This is a genomic window from Paenibacillus sp. GL_099_B (assembly GCF_057835695.1).
This window is the reverse complement of record NZ_CM174430.1, coordinates 1531422-1554052: the sequence shown is the minus strand read 5'-3', so window position 1 is coordinate 1554052 and position 22631 is coordinate 1531422. Positions and strand designations below refer to the sequence as shown.

General features: G+C 34.4%; 29 protein-coding genes. 6 read left to right on the top strand and 23 right to left on the bottom strand.

Going from position 1 to position 22631, the window contains the following annotated elements; translation table 11 throughout:
• Positions 1-284: 284 nt before the first annotated feature.
• Positions 285-578 carry a DUF4258 domain-containing protein gene (locus AC3ITG_RS07085; protein WP_489253268.1) on the top strand — a complete coding sequence of 98 codons (294 nt, stop codon included), beginning with the start codon at positions 285-287 and terminating at the stop codon, positions 576-578.
• Between the two features lie 228 nt (positions 579-806).
• Positions 807-1238 (top strand): YgiT-type zinc finger protein, encoded by a 432-nt coding sequence (locus tag AC3ITG_RS07080; protein ID WP_489253267.1) that lies wholly within the window; start codon positions 807-809, stop codon positions 1236-1238.
• Between the two features lie 121 nt (positions 1239-1359).
• On the opposite strand, the gene AC3ITG_RS07075 is transcribed toward AC3ITG_RS07080, so the two are convergent.
• The 4 genes from AC3ITG_RS07075 to AC3ITG_RS07060 form a co-directional block, all read right to left on the bottom strand.
• A complete protein-coding gene (locus tag AC3ITG_RS07075) occupies positions 1360-1971 on the bottom strand; it encodes a recombinase family protein (RefSeq protein ID WP_489253266.1) in 612 nt (203 codons plus the stop codon).
• A 671-nt stretch (positions 1972-2642) separates the two neighbouring features.
• The gene (locus tag AC3ITG_RS07070) at positions 2643-3005 is read right to left on the bottom strand and encodes a YhjD family protein (RefSeq protein WP_489253265.1); all 363 of its coding nucleotides are present in this window, start codon (positions 3003-3005) and stop codon (positions 2643-2645) included.
• Complete coding sequence (locus AC3ITG_RS07065; protein ID WP_489253264.1) at positions 3005-3355, bottom strand: YolD-like family protein; 351 nt, start codon at positions 3353-3355, stop codon at positions 3005-3007. Before AC3ITG_RS07065 ends, AC3ITG_RS07070 begins: the two co-directional genes overlap by 1 nt.
• Entirely contained in the window at positions 3352-4593 is a 1242-nt protein-coding gene (locus tag AC3ITG_RS07060) for a DNA polymerase IV (protein WP_489253263.1), read from the bottom strand. The genes AC3ITG_RS07065 and AC3ITG_RS07060 overlap by 4 nt, the downstream gene beginning before the upstream one ends.
• Before the next feature lie 159 nt (positions 4594-4752).
• Here AC3ITG_RS07060 and AC3ITG_RS07055 point away from each other — a divergent pair, with 159 nt between their 5' ends.
• The 4 genes from AC3ITG_RS07055 (at position 4753) to AC3ITG_RS07040 (ending at position 8194) form a co-directional block, all read left to right on the top strand.
• Complete coding sequence (locus AC3ITG_RS07055) at positions 4753-5250, top strand: hypothetical protein (protein WP_489253262.1); 498 nt, start codon at positions 4753-4755, stop codon at positions 5248-5250.
• Between the two features lie 73 nt (positions 5251-5323).
• A complete protein-coding gene (locus AC3ITG_RS07050; protein WP_489253261.1) occupies positions 5324-6010 on the top strand; it encodes a hypothetical protein in 687 nt (228 codons plus the stop codon).
• 106 nt (positions 6011-6116) lie between these two features.
• Positions 6117-7223, top strand: a complete 1107-nt coding sequence (locus AC3ITG_RS07045; RefSeq protein WP_489253260.1) for a hypothetical protein — start codon at positions 6117-6119, stop codon at positions 7221-7223.
• A 359-nt stretch (positions 7224-7582) separates the two neighbouring features.
• Entirely contained in the window at positions 7583-8194 is a 612-nt protein-coding gene (locus tag AC3ITG_RS07040) for a hypothetical protein (RefSeq protein ID WP_489253259.1), read from the top strand.
• A 225-nt stretch (positions 8195-8419) separates the two neighbouring features.
• Here AC3ITG_RS07040 and AC3ITG_RS07035 read toward each other — a convergent pair whose 3' ends face one another.
• The 19 genes from AC3ITG_RS07035 to AC3ITG_RS06945 all read right to left on the bottom strand — a co-directional run bounded on the left by AC3ITG_RS07035 (position 8420) and on the right by AC3ITG_RS06945 (position 21858).
• The gene (locus tag AC3ITG_RS07035) at positions 8420-9322 is read right to left on the bottom strand and encodes a hypothetical protein (protein WP_489253258.1); all 903 of its coding nucleotides are present in this window, start codon (positions 9320-9322) and stop codon (positions 8420-8422) included.
• 51 nt (positions 9323-9373) lie between these two features.
• Positions 9374-10216, bottom strand: a complete 843-nt coding sequence (locus AC3ITG_RS07030; RefSeq protein WP_489253257.1) for a hypothetical protein — start codon at positions 10214-10216, stop codon at positions 9374-9376.
• 51 nt (positions 10217-10267) lie between these two features.
• Complete coding sequence (locus tag AC3ITG_RS07025; RefSeq protein WP_489253256.1) at positions 10268-10912, bottom strand: hypothetical protein; 645 nt, start codon at positions 10910-10912, stop codon at positions 10268-10270.
• A 169-nt stretch (positions 10913-11081) separates the two neighbouring features.
• Positions 11082-11336: a cyclic-phosphate processing receiver domain-containing protein gene (locus tag AC3ITG_RS07020; protein ID WP_489253255.1), complete on the bottom strand. Its 255-nt coding sequence runs from the start codon at positions 11334-11336 to the stop codon at positions 11082-11084.
• A 28-nt stretch (positions 11337-11364) separates the two neighbouring features.
• Positions 11365-11583, bottom strand: coding sequence for a hypothetical protein (locus tag AC3ITG_RS07015; RefSeq protein WP_489253254.1), 219 nt, complete (start codon positions 11581-11583; stop codon positions 11365-11367).
• Between the two features lie 36 nt (positions 11584-11619).
• Entirely contained in the window at positions 11620-12297 is a 678-nt protein-coding gene (locus AC3ITG_RS07010; protein ID WP_489253253.1) for a peptide arginase family protein, read from the bottom strand.
• 314 nt (positions 12298-12611) lie between these two features.
• Positions 12612-12905 carry a DUF7352 domain-containing protein gene (locus AC3ITG_RS07005; RefSeq protein ID WP_489253252.1) on the bottom strand — a complete coding sequence of 98 codons (294 nt, stop codon included), beginning with the start codon at positions 12903-12905 and terminating at the stop codon, positions 12612-12614.
• Positions 12906-12942: 37 nt separating this feature from the next.
• Positions 12943-13866, bottom strand: a complete 924-nt coding sequence (locus AC3ITG_RS07000; protein WP_489253251.1) for a DUF5677 domain-containing protein — start codon at positions 13864-13866, stop codon at positions 12943-12945.
• 45 nt (positions 13867-13911) lie between these two features.
• On the bottom strand, positions 13912-14199 hold the full coding sequence (locus AC3ITG_RS06995; protein ID WP_489253250.1) for a hypothetical protein: 288 nt from the start codon (positions 14197-14199) through the stop codon (positions 13912-13914).
• Positions 14200-14247: 48 nt separating this feature from the next.
• The gene (locus AC3ITG_RS06990; RefSeq protein WP_489253249.1) at positions 14248-14610 is read right to left on the bottom strand and encodes a DUF2513 domain-containing protein; all 363 of its coding nucleotides are present in this window, start codon (positions 14608-14610) and stop codon (positions 14248-14250) included.
• A 30-nt stretch (positions 14611-14640) separates the two neighbouring features.
• Positions 14641-15144 (bottom strand): hypothetical protein, encoded by a 504-nt coding sequence (locus AC3ITG_RS06985; RefSeq protein WP_489253248.1) that lies wholly within the window; start codon positions 15142-15144, stop codon positions 14641-14643.
• A gap of 61 nt (positions 15145-15205) precedes the next feature.
• Positions 15206-15664, bottom strand: coding sequence for a hypothetical protein (locus AC3ITG_RS06980; protein WP_489253247.1), 459 nt, complete (start codon positions 15662-15664; stop codon positions 15206-15208).
• 48 nt (positions 15665-15712) lie between these two features.
• Complete coding sequence (locus AC3ITG_RS06975) at positions 15713-16186, bottom strand: hypothetical protein (RefSeq protein ID WP_489253246.1); 474 nt, start codon at positions 16184-16186, stop codon at positions 15713-15715.
• Positions 16187-16222: 36 nt separating this feature from the next.
• The gene (locus tag AC3ITG_RS06970) at positions 16223-16864 is read right to left on the bottom strand and encodes a hypothetical protein (RefSeq protein ID WP_489253245.1); all 642 of its coding nucleotides are present in this window, start codon (positions 16862-16864) and stop codon (positions 16223-16225) included.
• A gap of 43 nt (positions 16865-16907) precedes the next feature.
• On the bottom strand, positions 16908-17627 hold the full coding sequence (locus AC3ITG_RS06965) for a hypothetical protein (protein ID WP_489253244.1): 720 nt from the start codon (positions 17625-17627) through the stop codon (positions 16908-16910).
• A gap of 126 nt (positions 17628-17753) precedes the next feature.
• A complete protein-coding gene (locus AC3ITG_RS06960; RefSeq protein WP_489253243.1) occupies positions 17754-18236 on the bottom strand; it encodes a hypothetical protein in 483 nt (160 codons plus the stop codon).
• A 381-nt stretch (positions 18237-18617) separates the two neighbouring features.
• Positions 18618-20126, bottom strand: coding sequence for a hypothetical protein (locus AC3ITG_RS06955; protein ID WP_489253242.1), 1509 nt, complete (start codon positions 20124-20126; stop codon positions 18618-18620).
• A gap of 171 nt (positions 20127-20297) precedes the next feature.
• The gene (locus AC3ITG_RS06950) at positions 20298-20765 is read right to left on the bottom strand and encodes a hypothetical protein (RefSeq protein WP_489253241.1); all 468 of its coding nucleotides are present in this window, start codon (positions 20763-20765) and stop codon (positions 20298-20300) included.
• 802 nt (positions 20766-21567) lie between these two features.
• Entirely contained in the window at positions 21568-21858 is a 291-nt protein-coding gene (locus AC3ITG_RS06945; RefSeq protein WP_489254431.1) for a stalk domain-containing protein, read from the bottom strand.
• Positions 21859-22631: the final 773 nt, after the last annotated feature.

The window sequence follows — 22631 nt, the reverse complement described above, 5'->3', positions numbered from 1 at the left end:
TCCCCCATGTATCTATGTATCGTCAATGCAATAACTTAGTGATCAATTGACAAGTGCTAGTAGATATTTTTCCAGAAATCATTACTTTCTGGGTGCAAATGTGCCCCTATACCTTTATGTGAAAATAATTGACTATAGAAAACCTACACTCTTTAGTACCCTAGCCTTAATGGTTGGGCTTATTTCTACCCTCTCTACTCCACCACCACACCAAAAAGTAAAGTAAATACTTTACATACTGATAAGTAAAGTGTATATTTGACTTATGAGCAGGAGGTGAATACATGACCTCGAAAGAGCATGAGGATATCATAAACTTGATACACTCATTAGCAAACCAAGATAAATACGTCTTGCGAATACATGCAAGGCAACGAATGGATGAAAGAGGTTTAACGGATGAAGATGTAAAGGACATTCTTACAAACGTTAACCAAATCTTACGGATGGATGAAGAAAATCCGGATGGAATTACAACTTATAAAATCGAAGGAGGCTTACATAACCACAGGTTGGCGATAAAGTTCAACCTACCTGAACTTATTATTATCATTACTGTTATGGATAGGCACTCATAGTGCTTATCCTTCCTAGAAGAATCATTTAGTACATTAGAGAATCATTTAGTACATTAGAGAATCATTTAGTACATTAGAGAACATTTAGTACATTAGAGAACATTTAGTACATTAGAGAACATTTAGTACATTAGAGAATCATTTAGTACATTAGAGAACATTTAGTACATTAGAGAACATTTAGTACATTAGAGAACATTTAGTACATGAGGAGGATTATTTAGTTATATGAGTAGTATTCTAAGTAAATGTGTAATGTGTGGGTCGGAGGATCTGTCTGAGATTACTTATACAATGGAACATAAAGAGCTCAATAAAATACTGGTAATAGAAAATATTCCTGCAATTCAATGTAACCAATGTAATGAAATATACTTAACTCCTATAGCAAATAGATACATTGATAAACAATTACGCATATTCCGTTCAGGCGGCTTTAATAATCGTGCTAAAGAAGTTAGTAAGAATAAAGGGATAACTCAAGAGGAGTTAGGGAATAGAATTGGAGTCACAAAACAAAGAATTAATCAAATTTTAAAAGATAATAATTTAGATGCTCAAACAATGATTAAAGTTGCTTCCGCAATAGGCGAGCCAGTTGATAGTGTGTTTGAATTTAAAACCATACATCAAGAAAACGATAAGTTCTATTTAAAGTAAGGGACTCTAAATGAGTCCTTTTTTTCTCTACAGCAAAAGACGATTTCATTTCACCCCATCATAATAAACTTGATCTTGTTTAGGATTAATTCCCGAATAACAAAAGGCCTAAGCACATGGCTTAGGCTAGTGACTGCTCATACTCTTTAACTCTACGATACCAAGAATTAGGCTTCATCTCTGCCCTTCGCATAGCTTCTACCGCTGTGATACTGCCTTGTTTCCATTCTGTGTATGCTTGCTTAAACTCCTCGTTTATAGCTTGCTTAGGTCTACCGAACACTACACCATCATTCTTGGCAGCCGCTATTCCCTCAGCCTGTCTATCGTTTATCTTTTCCCGTTCTCGTTCAGCCATATATGATAGCAGTTCCAATACAATACTTGATATCACTTTCTCTAATCCATTCTTGTATTGCCGTGTGTCAAGGATAGGCATGTCCAGAATAACAATGTGAGCGCCTATGTTATGGGTAATATCTTGCCATTCATTTTTTATCTCTTGAGCGTTACGTCCAAGCCTGTCCAACTCTTTAACGAATAGAATGTCCCCTTTACGAAGCACATTCTTCATAGCTTGATAATATGGTCTCTCAAAGTTCTTTCCGCTCTGTTTGTCTATGAAGAAATCGCGATCCAGGATACCAAGATCTTTCATTGCTTCTAATTGTCTTGATTCATTCTGATCTTTAGTTGAAACTCTTATGTACCCGTAATGTCTAATTTCACTCATAAGACTAACCATCCTTTGCTATGTCATTAGGTTTATTATAGCAAAAGTGTTTCAAAATGTATATCAATATTTTTGGAATATTTCATATATATTCTTAGATAATTTGACATATATCATAAATACTTTTGACACACTCTTAAAGAGTATTTCAAAAAGTATACTTTTAGCCACACCTTTTCAATCATAGGAACGTACTAATATGGTACTGAAACACATTGTGAAATTTTGTAGTCCCTTGGGACAGTGTGAGCCTGTCTTAGAAATTCGTCTCTGTAACCGGATTCTGACTGAAGCGGACAAATTACAATCACATAAATCATGATTCCAATCGTGTACGATACAACAACTATCCATTTATGCTGTTAAATCAACGTTTTAACTTCTTTGTCAGGTCAATTTATCCTATATCGTAAGCGCAATCGTAGAATGACCATCAACACCCTAAAAAGCTATTCGTAGCAACGATTTTAACAAATTAGAAAATTTTGTAAGTTTACGATTGAAATATCAAAAAATGTAGGTAGGACAAGGGATTTCAGCGTATTTTAAAATATCAATCGTATAGTAACAGGATTATTTAAAATGATGACTTATTTAAGCAATATTTTGATTTTTTTCACGCATCTAAACAAAGTAGAACTTGATAATTGAAATTCAATAAGAAAATGAATTTATTCTTCTTCAACATTAACATTCATGTAGTCAGCCAACATTACTAGCATATCTGTTCTAACCCTGCTCATTAGTGGATTCATTTGATGTTGATATTTGCGGATTGAGTAGGAAATAAACAAATTGTCCTTGGTTCTTCTCTGTTCAATAATTTTAATGTATTGTTCTCGTAAAGCCTTCTTCAACTCATATATATCAGCGGTTATTCTATCTTGTAATGCGCTCAAATAGAATTTCAATTCTTTTTTTAAGATGACGTTGCTCTCATCTATTCTCTTCTTGTCTTCCTCTATTACATCTAAAAGTAATGGCATTTCGGCGTATTTTTTCACCAACTCCAACTCTTCAGCACTTTGTTTCATTATTCGAATATTCCTCCTTTTAGTCTAACCGCAACCAGTTTCGGTATATCAATCCACTCGTAATCGTCTTCCCATTCAACTCTTATTTTCTTCCCTATTTCATTAATATTTGAAATTATTCCGCTGACCAGTCTTATCGAATTCAAATCAAAAACTTCAAATTCAGCCTCTTCTGTATATCTATATGATATTCCTATGTTTTGATAAATATTTTCCAACTCATCTTCGTGTAAAAGAGGTTTAGTTAAATCATTATCTTTTGAACGATGTTCAATGATTCTCTCTTTATGCTGTGGAAGCATCATGCGACTCGATTCCCATATTCCATTTGCCTCAAGTTTTTTACTCATTTATAGTGACCTCCAATTTTATTTGATCTGTCTATGGCCTGCCCAGCAGAGGTAATAGAACTTGCTCTAAGTATGGCAATGTCACCATAACGATCCTTTATGTCATCCATGACCTTATCAATCGCACGTTTTTGTTCCTGATCATCAAATAAAGACAGTTGATATGTCTCGGCATTGGAGAGGTTGGACAGAGATATTCCAACTCGTCTTACAGGTTGACCGTCCCAGTGTTGACGAAAAATACGTTTAGCTATATTGCATACATCTACAGTTATATTGGTTGGATCTTGCAGTTTAACTTGTCTGTGAAATCCAGTTGGGTGATCAAAGTCAGCTCCCGATAAACTCATTGTAACTACACTACCCATTAATCCCTTTTTACGTGTACGTCTACACACTTCTGTACATATATCTTGAATGACTACTTCAATCTCCCAAGCTTCTGTATAATCCCTAGGCAGCGTCATACCGTTCCCAATATCCTTTTGTACACTATGAGTATTAATTGTTACTGGAGAGTCATCCAGTCCATTTGCTACTCTCCAAATAACCTCTCCGTTTACGCCCCATTTGCTTCTCAATTTTGACAGAGGAGTATTCGCAAGCTGTCTTATTGTTCGAATGCCCATTTTCCATAAATGTTTATCCATCCTAGACCCAATACCCCACATATCACGAATTGGTTTATCGCCTATATGCTCATGGAGCTCTTCTTTTCTTAGAAAGAATACTCCACCATCAACTTTCTTTGCGATCATGTCACAGCAAAGCTTACTCATCACTTTGTTGGTCGAAATGCCTGCTCTGGCATACACTCCCGTAGCATTGTAAATCTTGTCTTGGATCTGCCTTGCTAAATCAATTGGGTCATTTCCAAAAAGATGTAGAGATCCGGTCACGTCCGCGAAAAGCTCATCGATGCTATAGGGTTCAACTAAGTCAGTAAACTCCTCAATAATGGACATAATTTGCGTAGATACTTCAATATATTCTTGCATATGTGGCCTTACAATAATCAACTCAGGACACTTTTGAAGTGACTGCCATAATGGTTCAGCGGTTGACACGCCTTTTGCTTTAGCTAAAGGACATGCAGCAAGTATTATTCCCGAACGTCTTGCTGGATCTCCTGCAACTGCCAATGGTTTGTTTTTATATTGTGGCATTTTAGCCTTTTCAACACTGGCATAAAACGACTGCATGTCAATTAACATGATTGTCCGCTCTTTCTTCGCCATTACTATCACTCCCATAATCAAATAAGAACATTTGTTTGTATCAGTATTATAAACCGAACATGCGTTCTTTATGCAACAGGGAATTTTTGTAGTCCGTATCATTGAAAAAGTTATATAATACATTAGGTATTCTATTTCACATAACAAGGGAGTATTAAAATGAAGGACAAGTTAAAGGGGCTAGTGATCGGTATACTGATCGGATCAACCATTACAGGAGCAACGGCTTTTGCAGCTACTACTACACCAATTAAAGCAGTAATTCAGAAAGTCAGTCTCTATGTAGATGGTACTAAGAAGTCCACAACTGATGCAATAACGTACAAGAACACTACATATGTACCAGTTAGAAGTATGAGTAATGCAATTGGTGAGAAGGTTTCATTAAAAGGGGATAATCTTTATATTGGCAAGCAGCCAACTGTAAAAGTTAGCTTAGATAAAGCCTTTGACTTAGTTTACAACAAAATAAAGAAAGATGCGGATAAGTACAAACTTCATTTCATGGAGGATGGCACAAGTGAAGGGAGATATGTTATTCGTGCATATGAAAATTTCCCCGACCATATAGCTACATACGGATGGTATCATGTTGATATGAATACGGGTGCAGTATATTGGTATGATCTTGTCAATGATAAAATGATAAAGCTATAGGGTGGATTTCTCCACCCTTTCTTCTTGTAAAACTTGTCTTTTACCAACAATATTAAAACGAAAGGTTGATAACATGAATTTCTCGATTCGAGTATTACAGACAAATGCTAATTCTCAATTTGATCTACTAAAAATTTATTCTGAAGACATGGAAGAGTCAATAAAATCTCAAGCCACATTGTTTGCAAATCGAGTTAAAGGACTTGCAGCAAAATATGAGGGTGAAGATCAAACAATGGTATGGGACGAAAACCGTGAACGCTATTTTCAGCTACATAGCACGTATCCCAATTTACTGCGATCCTCAATCCTCTCTTCCGCATTAACTGAATTGGAAATGGTAATTAGAAAAATACGCAACGAGCTGATAGAGAATACAGATTTAAACATAGTTTCGCTCCAAAACAAACAGCTCAAAGGAGCAGAACTTCAGAAAGCTATACAAAGCATACTTAATGCGATCTCTGTTGAGCCTCGATTAAAATTAGAATGTTGGAGACAGCTACAGTTCATAATCGAGGTAAGAAATAGAGTCATCCATAGCGGTGGACAAATTCACCCAGTCGACTATAAAGACTTGTACATTACGATAATGGCCATTGAAGATATGAACGATAAACATATTGGACTAAGCTATTATCACGAAGTTGAACTATTAGAAAATTTCCCCACCTTTGTGTTAGATGTTTGCAATAGTATACTCAATCAAACTGTAGAAGAATTATTTAAATATCAAGATAAAAAAGGAGCACCTGAGTAATTGGGCGCTCCTTTTTTATTGAATTGTTCAATTCATTTAATATTTCTATTTAATATATGGCTTGTGTGATACTATACATGTTGAATCTCAAAATTTGGAGGGAAACATGCGAAATAATATTAGATATTTAGTTGGTTTATTTTCGGTTTTTTTATTCTTTTGTATTCTGGCTACTCCTACAAATGCAGCAAAAGGCAACACCCTTGATAATTCTTATGCACCAGAGGAAACAGCAGTGTTTTTGGATGGAAACATTAAAGTATTAAAGCAGAAAACTTATCTGGCTGATGACAACAATTTATATGTACCTGTAAAGTTACTAAATGACCTAGATAACATCAAAGTGAATTATAGTAATAGCATCAGCATAAGCTCTAACAAAGGTAGCTTTAATCTCGATAAGTCAAATTCTCAGATATATCAAAATACAACTTACATATCTTTAAAAATGTTTTTGAGTATTACGGGTTATTCAGCTAAACACATTTCAGAAGGCTTTTCGGTTTTTATTTGGAGTAATAAAGACGGTCAAACTAAGTCTAATAAAATCATCAACAACTTTACCAAGATTCCTGAAGGGGTTAAATACTATCTTGGTTCAAAAGTGTTTATGTACGATACCAACAAAACAGGATGGGTTATTGATCTTAAATACAGTGGATATTTGACTTATGTCACTATTCTCCTGAATGATGGAAAAACAATCGAAGAAACAATTCTTGAATCAGAGCCTGACTCCTTCTGTTTCTTTTTCCAGTATGAATTAATTAAGAGCGGATTCAAGGGGAAATACTACTGGGCAAATTCCAATAAACTTCCTTCTTCGAGTCCATTACATAATATCGAGAAAGTGTATTTTACTTCTTTAGATATTAAAGATGGAAACCTTGTAATTAGTGCTAATCGAGCAAATGGGAACAAGGTGACTCTAAAATTGCTTCTGCACGGATATCCATCGTCAGATATCTACAACTTCTTTTATTCTACAAATCCAAAAACGAGTTATCCAAACTGGTCTAAAAAAGCGTGGGACAATATTGCTAACAATAGTATCTCTATCGGCATGACGACAGAACAGGTACTTATGTCATGGGGCAATCCAAGCGATATAAGCACTTACAACGGTTCAAGGGTTGCAACTGAACTATGGTCATATGAGTATGACTATCTCTACTTTTATAACGGAATATTGGATTCTATTTCTACATTTTGAGTGGTCTATTAGACCACTTTTTTCATTTGAAATATGTATTTGATGCCTCTTCTTAAAGTGTAGACTAGTAGCCTGTCTTTGCTCCTTACTGACTAAACATTCTTTTTCAGATCTCAATAAATCCTGGTCGAACTTTAGATCTATTTCAAGGTGAACACATGCAATTTATTTGCGTGTTAATTATGAAAAAATGAAAAAGGATTCTATGTGAATTGGACTACTCAACAGAAGAACGAGAACTCAGATGACGAATTAAAACTATGAGAAATCAAAGTTACATTCTATCCTCTGTCCTTATAAATTTAATTTAATTTGATAACTGCCGATATAAACTTTATAAATAAGAAAGCGGTGGTTGAATGATCGAAGGTCTAAAAGAAAACTGGTTACAATTTTTGATTCCTACTTTTTCACCCTTGGTTATTATTTCAGGTATACTTTTGCTATTAGCAAACAAACATGAGAGAATTTTGTTTACTCCCAGAAGAGCACTTTATCGACAACTAACCAAAGTACTTATCTTATCAATACTCGTAACTATAATAGGTTGTTTTCTTATAAACTTAACAGCCTTTTTTCTAAATAAAGAAGATATTATAGATAGTTATTTTGATCTATTCCTTCTCTTTATCGTTTACCTTTCATTAATGCCAATAAATCTCAGATTTGCTGAGAAGAACGACATAACATACCACTGGGTTTATCTTAAGAAATATCATTACGTTCCCTTACTGATACATAAAGTGACATTTAACAATAAATTGATGCTTAAATCTTTGACATCTTCTCAAGATAAATATGATCAAGGATTTATTATCATTGAAGAAACTGCAATCCTAAACAATGAAAAAATTCACTTTATTGGACCAAAAAAAAAGAATCCATTCTGCGTAAATCGTCCAAAAAAAGAGGATCTATTATCGGCGGTTGAACAAAACAAGCCAACAACTCTTGGAGATGGTTGCCACTAGGCCTTTCATTATTATTAAGCTGATTTTTTTACTTCACATTGCTTATCTCCTAACTGTTTATTCTTTTTCAAATTCTTTAATTAATTTGACTTATCTTATCTACTTCATTATCCAAATACTATACGTAGACTCTTCTGAAGGAAAAATACTCTAATGAAGAATATACAAACACAACAAAAACCCGCCATTTAATTTGGTGGGTTTTGTTATTTAAACTATGTGAAATCAACATTTCATGTTATCCCTAAAAGTCTGAATAACATCCTTGATCATTCTTTTCTTATCTTCGTTGCTTGATAGTTTTAATCCTCTCCCAGCCGCTGCATAGAAATGATGAAGCAGTACAACACGTCGATTTCCCCAATAGTAAAGAGAATAAGCCTTATCTGCTTTGTAATCCTTAACGAGTTCCAAGGACCCTAATTGCTGATTTCTTGATACCATCTCAAGCAGAATATCACAAGAGTTACTACCATTACAGACAATCCAGCCATCTTTTGAAAGTGATTTATGTATCGTATCAAAGAGTAAAGTTAGATAATTTTTAAATTCAGGAATTGTATTAAAGAGCTTTTCAACATCTGAACTGTGTGGTTTAAACCTATGCGAGTGAAAAGGAATAAATTCTGCAGCGCAAAAATTCTCAAGTGATTTAATAACTTTTGCGCTTGTTTCTTCCTTAGTTAAACCCTGTTTAAAATCCAACCAACTTGTATATTCCCCTTCAATTAGAGATGTCGCCAATGGTGTCATTTCCCTATAATACCTACCAATCGGCACGGCAACATGTTTAAATATACCTTCCGAGTTATAGAATCTTGAATATTCCTCCCAAGTGGATAAAGCAGCTTCTTTCTCCTTGACGGTTTTGTTGGTACTCTTAGTGTCTAAATGAGGATTCAATCCCAGAGTTACAAATTTAATCTCTTTTCCTCCAGAGGCGAAAGGTACTGGAGCAATCATTTGTCCCATATACTCACTAACCAATAATGTTTCATTTTTTAAGCGAAGCGCTAAATTGAATCTGTTCACTATTTCACTGAAGTCAGAGCTCTGAATATTTATGTCACCAGTTAAGTTGTCGTCTTTAGTAAAACAAGAAATTAGATTTAGGAATTGCTTTTCCACATGGATACCCCCTATCAAAATAGATCAAACTTGCATTTTACTCGAAAACAATTATGACCAACCCAATGCATTGTTCCTTAAAAAGGCAAGCTTATCATCCACTCTCTTCATATGTTGAGACAAATTTTTTGAATAGAATATATGAGATTCGGTAAGAACATTGGTTTTGTTTTGTGTCATGCCTGTAGCTTTACTTTTATTTGAATTAATTAACATGATGGAGTTCAATTCTAATCTAGTCAGTTGTGTTACAACATTACCCTTTGAATACTTTGGAGCCCAAATAACGAATTGTATTTGTTTTGCATTTAAACTGTGTATTATTCCCCTTAACTCTTGCCCAAGATTTTGATTTTTATAATAGGGATCAATAAACACTAGGTCAGGTTTGTAGTTTTCTTTTAGCATAATATCTAGATCGTCATAGCCATCGGAATCACAAATGTACTTCAAGTTCATATGATCTCTATAACGTTCATTTAATTCTATATGTTTATTTTGATTAAGCTTTTCCCTTATTTGCATATCAAAATCTACTTCAAATTTATTTAACAATTCCAGAACTAAACTCCACGAAGATTTATAGAGCAGTTTTTTACTTTTGTCGTCTATTTGTTTCATCTGTAGCAATAAATATGGGTGTTGCCAGACTTCATTATCCCATTCAAGTTTATCACGATTCATTATTATTCTAGTAATCCCCCTATTTGCTTCAAAATAGGAAGTTTCTTTGTATGTCTTTATGTTAACATTATATTTTTCCAACGAACCATGCGTTTCAAAATAAGAAAATTTCTCTCTATTGAATGCTTCTGTTTCTACTAAACTTTCTACCAGTTCGAGCAGTACACAGTGCTTCCAAACATCAGCAAAATTCCCTGCACCTTTTGCCAATTGTCTTCCTCCATTCTCAAAACTCCAAATAAACCATGCCTTTTATTCAAACTATTTCTTATTTTGAATCCTATAAACCTCATATCCTTGTTGGACTAAATCATGTATCGGAATATTGTAACTCCAAGATGAAGAATCTCCTGTATTTTTATAACCACATTTCTTACTGAATTCAGAGGAGTTTATGGTTTCAGTTACTCCACACCCATTAGAGGTTGACTGGGATATCCTTGAGCTATATCTATTCGCTTTTTCTTCCAGATCTTCAATATTCATAGGGTTGTTTAGATTATTCATAATTTCATAAATTAGTCTAAGTTGACTATACGAAGCTAAGAAATCAGGTTCAGCTAACAGAGAAACTGATTGAATTTTATTATTATAGATACCACCATAATCATAATCATCATATGTATAAACAAACATATAATTCCAGTTATTTAGTCGATACATGTATACTCCCCTAGAAGTGTTTTCCTCTTCTGTACCATTAAAGTTGATAACAGTCTTTAATTTTGCGATAAACTCATCTTTATCAAAGAGTAATTTATCTAGTTCAGCCTTATCAAAATTTTTCACAGTATTGGAGTCTTGTATTTTTCTTGTTACATAGTTACATCCATGAATAACAGATCCAAATATCATTAAAACTACCACTAACAGAAATAATCCAGAAAGATTTGAAGATTTATTCATTAATTATGCTCACTCCCATGCGACCGCTAACAACCTTGCTGTATCTCCAATTGTATCTCATTGTTTAACCAGAATACCTATTCACCGTTATCGGATAATGGTATATCTCAATATCCTCTTCAATGAACCCTCTACGCTGAGCCGCTAACAGTGTCTCGTACATGTTCTGTCAGCCTACAGGATTATCAGTATGTATGTATATCTTATCCGCTCTCAATCCGTGTTCACAGAAGTACTTAACTAAGTCATATCCATTGGGTAGCTCTTTACCATCCACATCTTCACCCAGACCATGGTCTAATGTAAGAATATCCACCTCTCTAGTCTCAAGTATATGTATGGCTTCATAATATGTACGAGCGACCACGAAACCTTCTGGACAGTCTCTGAGGTCGTCTACGTAAAGGTTGATCTTATCTGTCATGGTCGCACATCCTTCACATATACAATGTTTATGTCAGTATCTCTATTTCACCTTTTTGAATGAAATGTCTGTAATCACGTACATACTGCTTATTGTCTGCAGCATCATAAAAATACTCTAAGTCTTCGTCTTTTGAGTCTTTTTCTACATAAATCACAGACTTAAAACCTACATATAAAGTCTTGTCCTTTATATCTCTCACTATTGCAATAATTTTATCTGTTTCATCTTCGTCTCTTCTTGGCATAATTTATACTCCTTCCATTTAAAGAACATCTTTCATCTACCAATAGGTCGCATCCTCAATGTTCAATTCAAAGACCGAACAAAACAAATTATAAATATGTTTTGCTGCATCATCATCTCCACAAAATTCTGGAGATTGTGCTACTGTTATAAAATCCCAAGGATAATTCTTTAGATAAGTTAATATCTTCACGATCTCGTTATCACTTTTCAAAATCTGTCCAGAATACATATGTGTTCCTAGATTGAAGTAGTCTAAATCAAGGTCAAGAACTTTTGTTCTGCCTTTCAGTAAACTATTTAACTTTCCTGATTCAATTTGACTCTTAAATGCACTAAAACTTGTAAACTGAGCACCTCTGTATTCTCTCCCCATTATGGTTTGATTCCCCTCATGGAAAGCATCTGGAACATTTTCATTTGAAAGGAAAATTATATTATTGAATAATCCCTTAGCAAAAGCAGGGGCTAGAAATTCATCAATAGCGGTCTTTGAAGCATAGTCATGAGAATCTTGTAGTGAATCTACCTTATCCCAACCGTTGCCAACAATTTCAAGTTGATCAAATAAATCGTCTAAATGTGCATCGACGTGGATTAATGAGGACTCTTTGTTGATATACTTTAGACTTTTTGCAATGTCCCAAGCATAATAAGCCCAATTGTGGTCTCGCATGATGTAAACGCGTTTCTCAGGGAAGCAAATTCGATTCATAAGCAGCAACCTCCCTTTCCTTTTGAAATGCCATTTGATCAGATGTCTTCCAAAGTTTAAAAATTGTATTGTGGCAGTTTAACCTCGCCTTTCCCACTATCCCATCCAAGAGTGAACATCGTATATTGATCTCGTTCTACAGGATGTCCACTGTCAACTGTATGAATATTAAGTAAAATCCAACCCTCGCTAATGTATGTATTGGCCTCATTGAAAAATGAGGTCTGATGTAGTTGAGCGATTCTCTCCAAATTTCTATTATCTTTCTCCACATATGCCACTCCATTTCAATTTAAAATTATGAAACAGTCATTTTAGAAAGAATTATTACTACGAACCATCTTTGTAAATACATGAAAGACTAAACTGCTCTCGGGAATTGTAACTGTATTGATAAACTTATAGGCGCTGATATCCTTTTTTATCTCATGACCAGTGCCATATACGAGAACTTCCACAATTTTTTCACCATCATATTTGGGATCAACTAGTGCATAAACAACTACGTCCCCCGCAACGTAAACTGCTGATAAAATCTCCGAATCGAAGGGCAGTATAATGGTTTGAACCTCAGTTGCGTCAAGTTTATATTTGTAAATTGTCTTCATATTATACTTTCACTCCTTAATGGTTTGTATAAAATAGTTATTTCACTTTGTAACTTGTCTTTACTTCAGCCCTGGTCAAATGAATTAAGTCATTACGAATCTCCTTTTCATACCATTTAATGTAACTTTTTATTTCCCCTTCTACAAAATTATTTACAATTTGCTCTATAGTTCTCAATACAATCCCAATAAGTATAGACGCTGTTTCTGGAATACTATCATAATGACGAACATGTGGAAGTACCAAAGCTTTCTCATCCCCATGAGCCACTCTCTTCAATGAGCTTCCTCCATGAGAATAATTTGAGTAGGCCTTATATACAACTTCGTAATATATCTCCTGATCAAGATGCTCAGCTAAGTCTCTTACTGTCTTTAGCGAAGGATTTATAACTGTGTACCATTGCTGGAGTCTGCTGTAACCTCTCTTCACTTCATCATACCGTTCATTCATTGACATATATGGTTCTCGCTTTAACATATTATCCAAGTTGTCAATTAACTTTTGAAAATCTACCCTTGTTACATCAACACCAATTTCAGCATGTAATTCTCTTAGTTTTACTCCATCACTACTTTGATTCATAAATTTTCTATATTCTTTTATTCTTCCTCTAACATCCGCTACTTGATAGGCTACACATTTCTCGTTAAAATCGTCTTCCATCATATATTGCAAATTAAATGAAAGCTCTAAGACTGAACGCACTAAAGGTTTCAATCCATCGCTGTGACCATGTTTAACTAGTATCGCTGCACTATCAATCAGGCTCAAAAACTGAACAAATAAAGTTTGAAAACCCGAGTGAATTTCAGTGAATTTTTGTGGTTCCTTAATCTTGTCAATTAACAATGAACCATAGTTAACTACTTCATCTATCATTCGTCCAGAATTGTGAAGAAGAGCCTTAATTTTATTATTTTCAAAATCTCTATTCACAATTAAATCATTATAGCGCATAAATGTTCCCCTCACTTCTCTATAGAATAAACCTTTTAGATGGTTTCATTTCAACTCACTGTCGTATGCATTTGCAAAAGTAATTCCCACAACCTGAATTTGATCATAACTCTGAAACTCTGCACGAGACTCAATTAATCCATGCACAACATTTGCTGATCTCTGTGCCAGTTCATCTTCATTTAACTTAGTATCAGAATTAATTCTCACGTTCCTGTTTATGTAATCCTCCGTGTCATCCTTACTAGCATACAGATTAACCACAACTGTATATGAGTATCGAGCACCCTTGCTTTGTTCTTTAACATTTTCAGGCATCTGATAATATTTCAACTCTCTAACCTCACTTTCTATGAAATTCATTAATATCTACTTAAATATCTACTTACCGAACAACAATTGTTTAGCTCCCTCTTCTAACAGAGATTTAACAATTGAAAACGATAAACTGAATAGTTCAACTCCTTTTCTTTTCGCTATCTCTTTAGCGCTTTTAACTACTGCTTCGTTTCTTGCAGCATCTAAGAAATCATGTCCTTCCCAACTAATTTTAATTGGTCTATACGCTTCTCCACTAGTAGTAGTTATCTTATTTGCCTCAATTAAGCCATAATCCTTTGTTAAACCAACGTTATACCAAAGATGCTCGTCCTCTATTTCTGAGAAATATCTATCAAAATTCTCTCTCCAACCTTCCTCTATACATTTCAGGATTTCAATTATCAACTCCATGTCTCTTTTCATAAACAATCACCTTCCAATCAAATATTTTTTTCACTGTATCTTATACAACATAACATCTTCTGAAAAAACTCTTTGTATTAATCTCCATACCTTTACATTTGTAGTATTTCTAATATTAGTAAGTACAGCCATGAAGGTTGATGCCACAGTGAATAAAGTCATCTTAGTCTCAGTACCAACATAGCCCTTTTTCTCATAATAGTTTTGCAAGGTCATGGTTTTAGCAAACAATTCAACATTAGGATGTTCTCTTTTGAATTTTTCAACGGCTTCTTCTCTGTATCGGTAGAAATCAGTTGAATTCGTATAATTTAGTATCATAACTGGTGAATGATGCAGATAATATCTTTCTTGTTTTTTGTTGTAACTAAAAAGATATTGATTATTCAATCGATTTTTCTTGTTTCTCCAGTATCCGATTAAGAGGGCTATCTGAAGTGGTGGGACTAGGTTATAAATAATCACTATTAAAAACATAAGGAGCGAAAGCAGAAAACCAGCAACTTTAATAAAACATTCTCTTAGTCTTTTCATATTCTCCTCTATTATCTATCGACTTTAACTGGGGTATATAACGCTTAATGGTAGTCATATCTCATTTAGCTCTCTGACTTTTTAAACCTTCATACCTTGGAAAGTACAGACAATGTAACAATGATTCAATCAAATTTAATGAGAACACTCCAAGCGCTTCATCAATTTCTATGTCTATTCGTTCAACATTATTTTTTATCCAGTTCCCCACGGATGAGCTCGTAAGTGATTGATCATTCATTGATGAATCCAATAGAATTGATTTGGCTAGATTGCTTCTAGAACTTTCTGCATAATAATGATGACTGTAAAATCTAGCCTGGCTGTTCTTCCCTACTTTGCCTATTTTCAAGTATTCATTTTGGTGCTTGAAGATGTAAATATACATTTTTCCTTCTACCATTTTACACGTATGGGGCCTGCCTCTATTTATAACTGTGATTTGCTCATCTGTTGGAAATATATTTACCTCTCTTAACATTCTGATCAAGAAGGGTTGAACTTCAGTGATAATATCCATGAAATCACATCCTGTAAAATTTTCGTTTTACCATAATAATTTCTACGCCTACGCTAAGCCAAGGCCACTCAATACTTCCCTTAATTCTTTGGGACATTCGATTCTGACACCTCTCTCATAACTAACCCAAAATTGAATTAATCCCAATTGATCCAGGGAAGTAGATACATCACTAATCAATTTTCTTATCCTTGGAATATCGGGGTTGGCCAATACCAAGAAAGTCGTTTTAGATTTAATTTCAAGCTGCTTCATAAGATAAAATATTTGGGCACTTGCATGTACTTTAAGCTGTCCACTATCAAACACACTCTCTGTCTGATTGTTTTTTCTAGACCCCTTTGACTCAATAATAAATGAATACCCTTTCATTTCAGCATGAACATCGTACCCTTGCTCTCTGTCTATTGCTACCCTTAAAATGTTTGCTCCCTTACCTCTAAGAAACTCAGCAACCGCAAGATTTACTTCGTTCTCTGTCATAGAAAAAGTATCTGAAGTTTTATTTATTTGTGTAGGCAATCAACCCAACTCCCTAGAGTTATAATGAAAAGCAAATCATGCCGATAAATCTTTGACGATACACTGGTATCCGTCAATTTCCAATAAATTTCTCATGCTTCCCGGCATTGATAGTGCATGAAGAATCCCAACAACAATAATTGCCCAACCCAAGTTATGTGGACTGCATTCGTTATTTAATGCTCTATGAAAGGCTGCATCCCGACCAGAATCAATAGACGGATTTGTTTTTACAGAAGCAGACTGAGTACTTCTAATCACCTTAGACAGCAGCTTTAGAAAATTCTCATTTTCATCAATTTCCTGTGCCCAATTCTTTAAATTTTGAAATCTGAACTTGTAAAAATCTTCAAGAGATGAATTATCAGCTTCTCTTTCTTGATCTAACCATAAAATTGGCAATTCTCCGAACACCTCTTTATGAGCATCACCTTCATATCCTAACGATAAAGTAAGTGCTTCAATCTGCATTTCAGTTAGAACAGGCCATTCGCTCCGTACTTTTTTATCAAATTCTATGCGCTGATCTTTCACCAGGTTAAAATATTCCTCTTTCCATTCCGAAGCAATAAAATCTGGCGGCATTTGTTCGTGTCTTGCAATGTCTTTCATCCATTCAATAAGCTCTGTTCTGGAAAGTGGATCATTGTGATTAATACCAGCAATATAAATTCGCACTAACTCACCTTCTTCTTATGAAAGACTCATTTCTTATATTAATTCATGAGAAATTATTATCAAAACAATCTTTAGATTCACATTTAATTTTGTACCATTGATAACCATACTCAGTTATGTTTGAATGAATCAATAATGTGTTTCCACATCGAATACAATTTTTTTCTGTTAGATTACCTCCTTTATACTCTTCCAGATATGCTTCTGCTAGTTCTATCTCTTCAATTATTGTTGCAAGAGCATTATCACTTATATCGAAAGGTTTCTTATGCCCTCTTTTTGCGTCAATTGAACGAGAAAAAGCTCCAAATCCACCAACCAGCTCATGATGATGCGTGCTAATCCGCCCACCACCTATTTCGAATAATTTTATCATGGGTTCATAAATGTCTGGAAACTGAAGTGCAATATCGTTGCCACTATCAAGCAGATTACACCATCGTAGATAGTGCATGCTTAATAATTTCATAAGATAAAAATCAATTTCTTTGTAGTTCGGAGCTGTAACCAATAGCTCGTCCCATTCATTATCGGCCATTTTATAGCCTAATAACAAATCCATTCCCACATAGATACTTGTAACTTCTTTGGAGATGAACTGTAAATATACACCTACTCTTCGGTAATACTCAGCAATCAACCTAGCATCTGCTTCATATTCACCTCTAGACCTTACCTCTTCGTATCTTTTATTGGAGATTCCAATGTATTGATTCGCGTCAATATTCTTAATTCTCTCAACAGCTAGTTCGTAATAACTCATGAATTTAATATCCTCTTTCTTGCAGAATCATTTATCGTTAATTTTGATTTCTTAAATTTCGCTCCTGAACGATCTATTCAGAAATCATAAGATATTCCAGTAAAAGAAATGTTTTATGTAATTCATTTATTCACTATTTGTATTGGTTGACTCACTATACCTTGATTCTATGGTGCTAATAATATTTTGATATACTCCATATTGTTCATCTTGCCATTCTTGCAAAGTGTTGTAGTTATAAAACTCCTCCGTGACCAAAAGCGAGTCTAGTATTCTAGTTTTCTTCCTCAAATTTGATGGTAATATATGAAGGTTTCTATATAATATTGGCCTTACATGTTGTTTATAGTTTTCGCCATTTAGTTCTCCTAGACCATGATCATTTATTGAAGTAATGGTGTATTCACCATCAGCTTTAAGGACTTCATTATATACTCTAAATTCCTCCTCCTTCTTGTCCTGGAGTCTTTTCATTTCTATGTCCTCAAGATTCCAAATCCTTATCTTATTGTCGCTACGCTCCTTAAGCTTTGTAGATACCACTGTTCCGAAAGTAGCTAAAGCAGAGCCACCAAGTGTACCAAAAACTGCTATCCAAGCAGAATCCATAGCCCTTTCTCCCTTCTATGTAAAAGTATTATTTCACTTAGATAAATAATGGTAAAACTGTGCATACTACACCTACATAACTACCACAATTATACAACAACAAGTTACCATCTACTATGTTTGAAGAAAACTATACAAATAGGAATAGACTCATCCACATGGACAAGTCATACGATACACATTTTCACCGTCATAATTACAGTCGATTCGTGGTTTGGGTAACAGATATAGCGGAGCAGAAGTGTTCAGTGGTGGTCAACTTGACTACTACTCATTCTATCCTTGAGATTTCAATTTTAGCTATACTTAATGTCTACATAAGAAAAGCACCCCAATGGATGCTTTTAGTGTACGCCCTACTATTCTATTTTTTCAACCATACTAAATTAATTGTTCTTTAATTAAATTCAATAAGTCAGCAGGAGTATTTTCGGATATTTGATAATAGGTCAAATAAATGGCAACAATTGCAAGTATAATGGTGACAATTGTTAGCATCACTGTTTTACGCTGTATTGAGAAGTTAGTTTGGAGAGTCAATATTTCCACTGTGCTATCTAGTGTCTTTACTAATGATTCGGAATGCTTGAAAGTTTCATTAATAAGATACAGTGTATTATTGACTATAAATTCATGAAAAGGAGTACTAATGATTTCAGTATTTGTTGGTGTCCATTCAAATGAAGATCTTATTAATCTCCTTTTCAAACTATCTGGATTAAACTCATCTTTAATTCTGTTTAACATGTAACCTTTTCGTTCAATTGTCGATCTCAGATGAATTATATTCTTATAGTTAACTTTCTTATTGGATATTGATTTGAAAGTGCTAATTCTAAAATTAGCGATTTGCTCACTTATAAAGAGAGTGTATTTTCGTATAGCAAGTACGGGTAACACTTCTCTAATAAAATAGTCTCCTTCATAAATGATTTGAGATTCGATTGAAGAAAATTCAGATTCCGGATTATTTTCAGAATTGCAAGTTATTTTAATGGAGTCGTCCAAACTTCTGTCTAGTTCTGCTATTAGATTCCATTGATCGTGAACATAATTTTTATAACTTAAAACACTATGGGGTAATCCGATTGAATCCCAAAATAGATTTGAGCTATCTTCAGATCGATCTTCTTGTTTTATTTTATACAGTAATACACTTGGTGAAACAAGTTCATTCTCATGAAAAAAAGTAGGTAGATATTTGCTGATTTCAGAAAAAAACTTCCATTTCAGCTCTAAAATATGATCTTCCACAATTCTATTTTTTACTGTTTCGGGGAACTCAGTTGTACTACCCCAAAATTTGAATAGCCCTTTTAACTTTGGTCTTAATATTCTTTCTTCCTGAACATTCTTTTTTATAACATTATCGAATTCGGATAAATATAGCTTTGATGGATGTATTTGGAATATAAAAACAATGATTGAAGAAGAGACTTGCGAGGCTTGAATTTGAACATGCTCAATGTAATCGCCTATATCTGTATTTTCTTTGAATTTAATATTACCAAGCAGACTCCAACGTCTCCCATGAATATCCGTTGTTACTTTATTGTAAAATTCATCAATTTGATTGGGATCATTAAAATAGAATGGTGAGGGACGATATAGTGATATTAATTTCTTCATACCATCTTTCATATCTGCAAACTCTTCTACTGAAATTAATTCAGCTACTGTAACAGTCAGAAGTTCAACTTGAGTATCATCAGGAATTGAAACACTATCAGAACTGATTCCCGTCTCCCTTGTTCCCCAATAAATACTCGAAAGAAAATCATGATTATTTCTTTCTTTGAGCTTGAGGAGAGAAAGTTTTCCTGTTAGGTAACGTTGGAACTTATCTATTCGAGAAAACCTGTTCTTAGAATATGGGTTAGTTATTTTCAAAACATGCCTCCGTCTATATGTAACATATATATTAATGAATTATGGAACCATTCAGCAGCAGCAACATCTACATTTTGACATGCAACAAATGGTTAAGTTTGGTCATCCAGTTAGCATCGCTCCGCTTTTGCTTCTCTTGTACCCTCGTACTTACAAATGGTCAGTTTCATACTAATAAATTTTATCAACTCTACCATCTTTCACAACCACTTTAGATCCATCCTTGAAACTATAAGTATTCACTACGTGCTTTTCTGCCCTTCCTGCATTGTTCAATCTGTATCTGTGTGAATCAATTAGCGATGCCTCTCCCAAAATCGTGTAACTTATGTACCTCTCTGGCATTCCTACAAATGGAGAGCTTTTGCCATATACAGCTTTATCATTTTCCACTTCATCTAGTTTAAGTTTATTATTTTCCTCATTTAGTATAGTAATTTTTTTCTGAATATCTTGATTAATATAAACGTATGCTTCTTCAGGTATAGCCATTAATAATCGTAATGCTTTATCAAGATCACCTTTTTCATAGTATTCGTTTGATTTTCTTATTTGACCAGAAATAGCTTGTTTCTTGTACTGTTCCTTCTTATAGAAAATGGGAGTCGTCACCAAATCCAAAAAATAATATGCTTTCATGTACTCCCTTTTCTCTAAATAGCTAGTTGATACGCTATAGAATATATACTGTTCACGGAAATAAGACGTATGCGGTAATAGTATAATCAAAATTATTACTACAAGAAGTAACAATTTCACTCCGAGTGACTTCCTTTTCTTTGTATTGTTTAATGTCAAAGTACAGTTCAAACCCTTTCATATTAATAATCATTTTTTTAAAGTTGATGTATGGGTTGACCTAAGAATTCAGAAGAGTCAGAATTAGTTATCTTGAGGTAAGTGATTTCTTCTTATAGACTGAAACCTTCATAGGGCAATGCCCACTATTAATTTATGTAAACAATGCGCACATCAACCAGACCTCACTTTAACGAACTCACCTTGCTACCACAATTATACAACAACAGGTGTAAATCCACCTAGATTTATAAAACAAAACTTACTAACTCTCAAATGTTAATTGTCCATTTATGCTTTAATATAAAAAACACCCCGAAGGGTGCGAATATCTATTCGTACAAAGCCATGTTGATATATGACTTGTATTGCTGCTCTGATATTAAAATCCCTGCATAGGCTGAATCAAAACCCTTGGATGAATTTGTGAGGTAATTGTTGAAATCAGTGAAACTATTAGATCCGTAGTATTTATTTAAAGCAGCATCTGTTAATTTAAAATAATCAATTGCAGCAAAGTAATTGTTTAATACATCGTTGTATATCTGATTATTCTTCAAATCGTTTTGTATTGAATTATATGCGCTTATCGTTTCGTTTAATCGTTTATTCATGTTGCCTATAGTTACTGAAGGGTTTTGATTCAACCCAATACTCTGATATGCAAGACTATAACCGTTAGATATAGTCTTAAAGTTTCTCCCAAGTCGCTTAATCTCTTAAAGTTATTTGCTGTAGCTACGTATGTTTTAAGAGATAAAGAATCATTAGTCGCCGAAGCCTGTCCAACAGTTACATCCACAGTTTGATTCTTACCATCCCACGTATACCCTACCCCTAATTGCCCCAGCATACTAATTGGTATCATCGTCCGTCCATTGTAACTAATTGCTGGAACGTCAGGAGTCTTCAAAGCTACCCCATTAGATGTGATTCTTATGATCTAATTTCCCTTATATGTTCCCCACACATTAGCAGCGCTTACCGCCCCTGCAAATAACATACTTACCATAACTACTGTTAGAATCTTCTTCTTCATTCTCGTATCCCCTTATTTATATCCGTATTGGTTACGGTTCTCACTCAGTTATGTAGACATTGTTATTATATCACCAGTATGTCATCTAAAGTGATTACAAAGTGGAAAATTATCCACCTTGCAGTTTTGCTGAGACTATGGCAGTTTAGACGAGTCGTATTCCCATTTTAGGACTTCTGAATTCGGTTATAACGAAACGCTACCTCTAAAACTCACTCGTGAAATGAGAGTCAGCTAGAAAGAGGAATTTTCCGTTCTCACAACTCAACGGCGAATCACCTGTTAGTTTCGGATGTAACGAATCGTGAGTTCCATCTACGGTCGTGAATTATCATGTGATTGATCCCGACCATATGTTCCTAGTCGAATAAGGTCTCTTTTCATGAGGCGAACTTAACGTTTTATTTCAAAGGAAAAGTATCACTTCAAAGGGAATCGTTCACTCTAGGACACCATGTCCCATAGACCATTCCGAGAACAAACTCAATATGGTTTCACACTGTGTTAAACAGTTGTACAGTGCGTACAAGGCTTGTTCACTATGAACACTCGGAACACTCGTGTCTAAATTGGACACAACGTCACCGGCAGTTTAGGGGCTACTGAACTTACCGCAATTTCGCGGAAAAGTATTGTTCATGTTATTGCTTGAATTGGATCAATATTAG

Coding starts and splice junctions, on each gene's coding strand:
- AC3ITG_RS07085 (WP_489253268.1), top strand. CDS start 285: ATGACCTCGAAAGAGCATGAGGATATCATAAACTTGATACACTCATTA.
- AC3ITG_RS07080 (WP_489253267.1), top strand. CDS start 807: ATGAGTAGTATTCTAAGTAAATGTGTAATGTGTGGGTCGGAGGATCTG.
- AC3ITG_RS07075 (WP_489253266.1), bottom strand. CDS start 1,971: ATGAGTGAAATTAGACATTACGGGTACATAAGAGTTTCAACTAAAGAT.
- AC3ITG_RS07070 (WP_489253265.1), bottom strand. CDS start 3,005: ATGAAACAAAGTGCTGAAGAGTTGGAGTTGGTGAAAAAATACGCCGAA.
- AC3ITG_RS07065 (WP_489253264.1), bottom strand. CDS start 3,355: ATGAGTAAAAAACTTGAGGCAAATGGAATATGGGAATCGAGTCGCATG.
- AC3ITG_RS07060 (WP_489253263.1), bottom strand. CDS start 4,593: ATGGCGAAGAAAGAGCGGACAATCATGTTAATTGACATGCAGTCGTTT.
- AC3ITG_RS07055 (WP_489253262.1), top strand. CDS start 4,753: ATGAAGGACAAGTTAAAGGGGCTAGTGATCGGTATACTGATCGGATCA.
- AC3ITG_RS07050 (WP_489253261.1), top strand. CDS start 5,324: ATGAATTTCTCGATTCGAGTATTACAGACAAATGCTAATTCTCAATTT.
- AC3ITG_RS07045 (WP_489253260.1), top strand. CDS start 6,117: ATGCGAAATAATATTAGATATTTAGTTGGTTTATTTTCGGTTTTTTTA.
- AC3ITG_RS07040 (WP_489253259.1), top strand. CDS start 7,583: ATGATCGAAGGTCTAAAAGAAAACTGGTTACAATTTTTGATTCCTACT.
- AC3ITG_RS07025 (WP_489253256.1), bottom strand. CDS start 10,912: ATGAATAAATCTTCAAATCTTTCTGGATTATTTCTGTTAGTGGTAGTT.
- AC3ITG_RS07020 (WP_489253255.1), bottom strand. CDS start 11,336: ATGACAGATAAGATCAACCTTTACGTAGACGACCTCAGAGACTGTCCA.
- AC3ITG_RS07015 (WP_489253254.1), bottom strand. CDS start 11,583: ATGCCAAGAAGAGACGAAGATGAAACAGATAAAATTATTGCAATAGTG.
- AC3ITG_RS07010 (WP_489253253.1), bottom strand. CDS start 12,297: ATGAATCGAATTTGCTTCCCTGAGAAACGCGTTTACATCATGCGAGAC.
- AC3ITG_RS07005 (WP_489253252.1), bottom strand. CDS start 12,905: ATGAAGACAATTTACAAATATAAACTTGACGCAACTGAGGTTCAAACC.
- AC3ITG_RS07000 (WP_489253251.1), bottom strand. CDS start 13,866: ATGCGCTATAATGATTTAATTGTGAATAGAGATTTTGAAAATAATAAA.
- AC3ITG_RS06990 (WP_489253249.1), bottom strand. CDS start 14,610: ATGAAAAGAGACATGGAGTTGATAATTGAAATCCTGAAATGTATAGAG.
- AC3ITG_RS06985 (WP_489253248.1), bottom strand. CDS start 15,144: ATGAAAAGACTAAGAGAATGTTTTATTAAAGTTGCTGGTTTTCTGCTT.
- AC3ITG_RS06980 (WP_489253247.1), bottom strand. CDS start 15,664: ATGGATATTATCACTGAAGTTCAACCCTTCTTGATCAGAATGTTAAGA.
- AC3ITG_RS06965 (WP_489253244.1), bottom strand. CDS start 17,627: ATGAGTTATTACGAACTAGCTGTTGAGAGAATTAAGAATATTGACGCG.
- AC3ITG_RS06960 (WP_489253243.1), bottom strand. CDS start 18,236: ATGGATTCTGCTTGGATAGCAGTTTTTGGTACACTTGGTGGCTCTGCT.
- AC3ITG_RS06950 (WP_489253241.1), bottom strand. CDS start 20,765: ATGAAAGCATATTATTTTTTGGATTTGGTGACGACTCCCATTTTCTAT.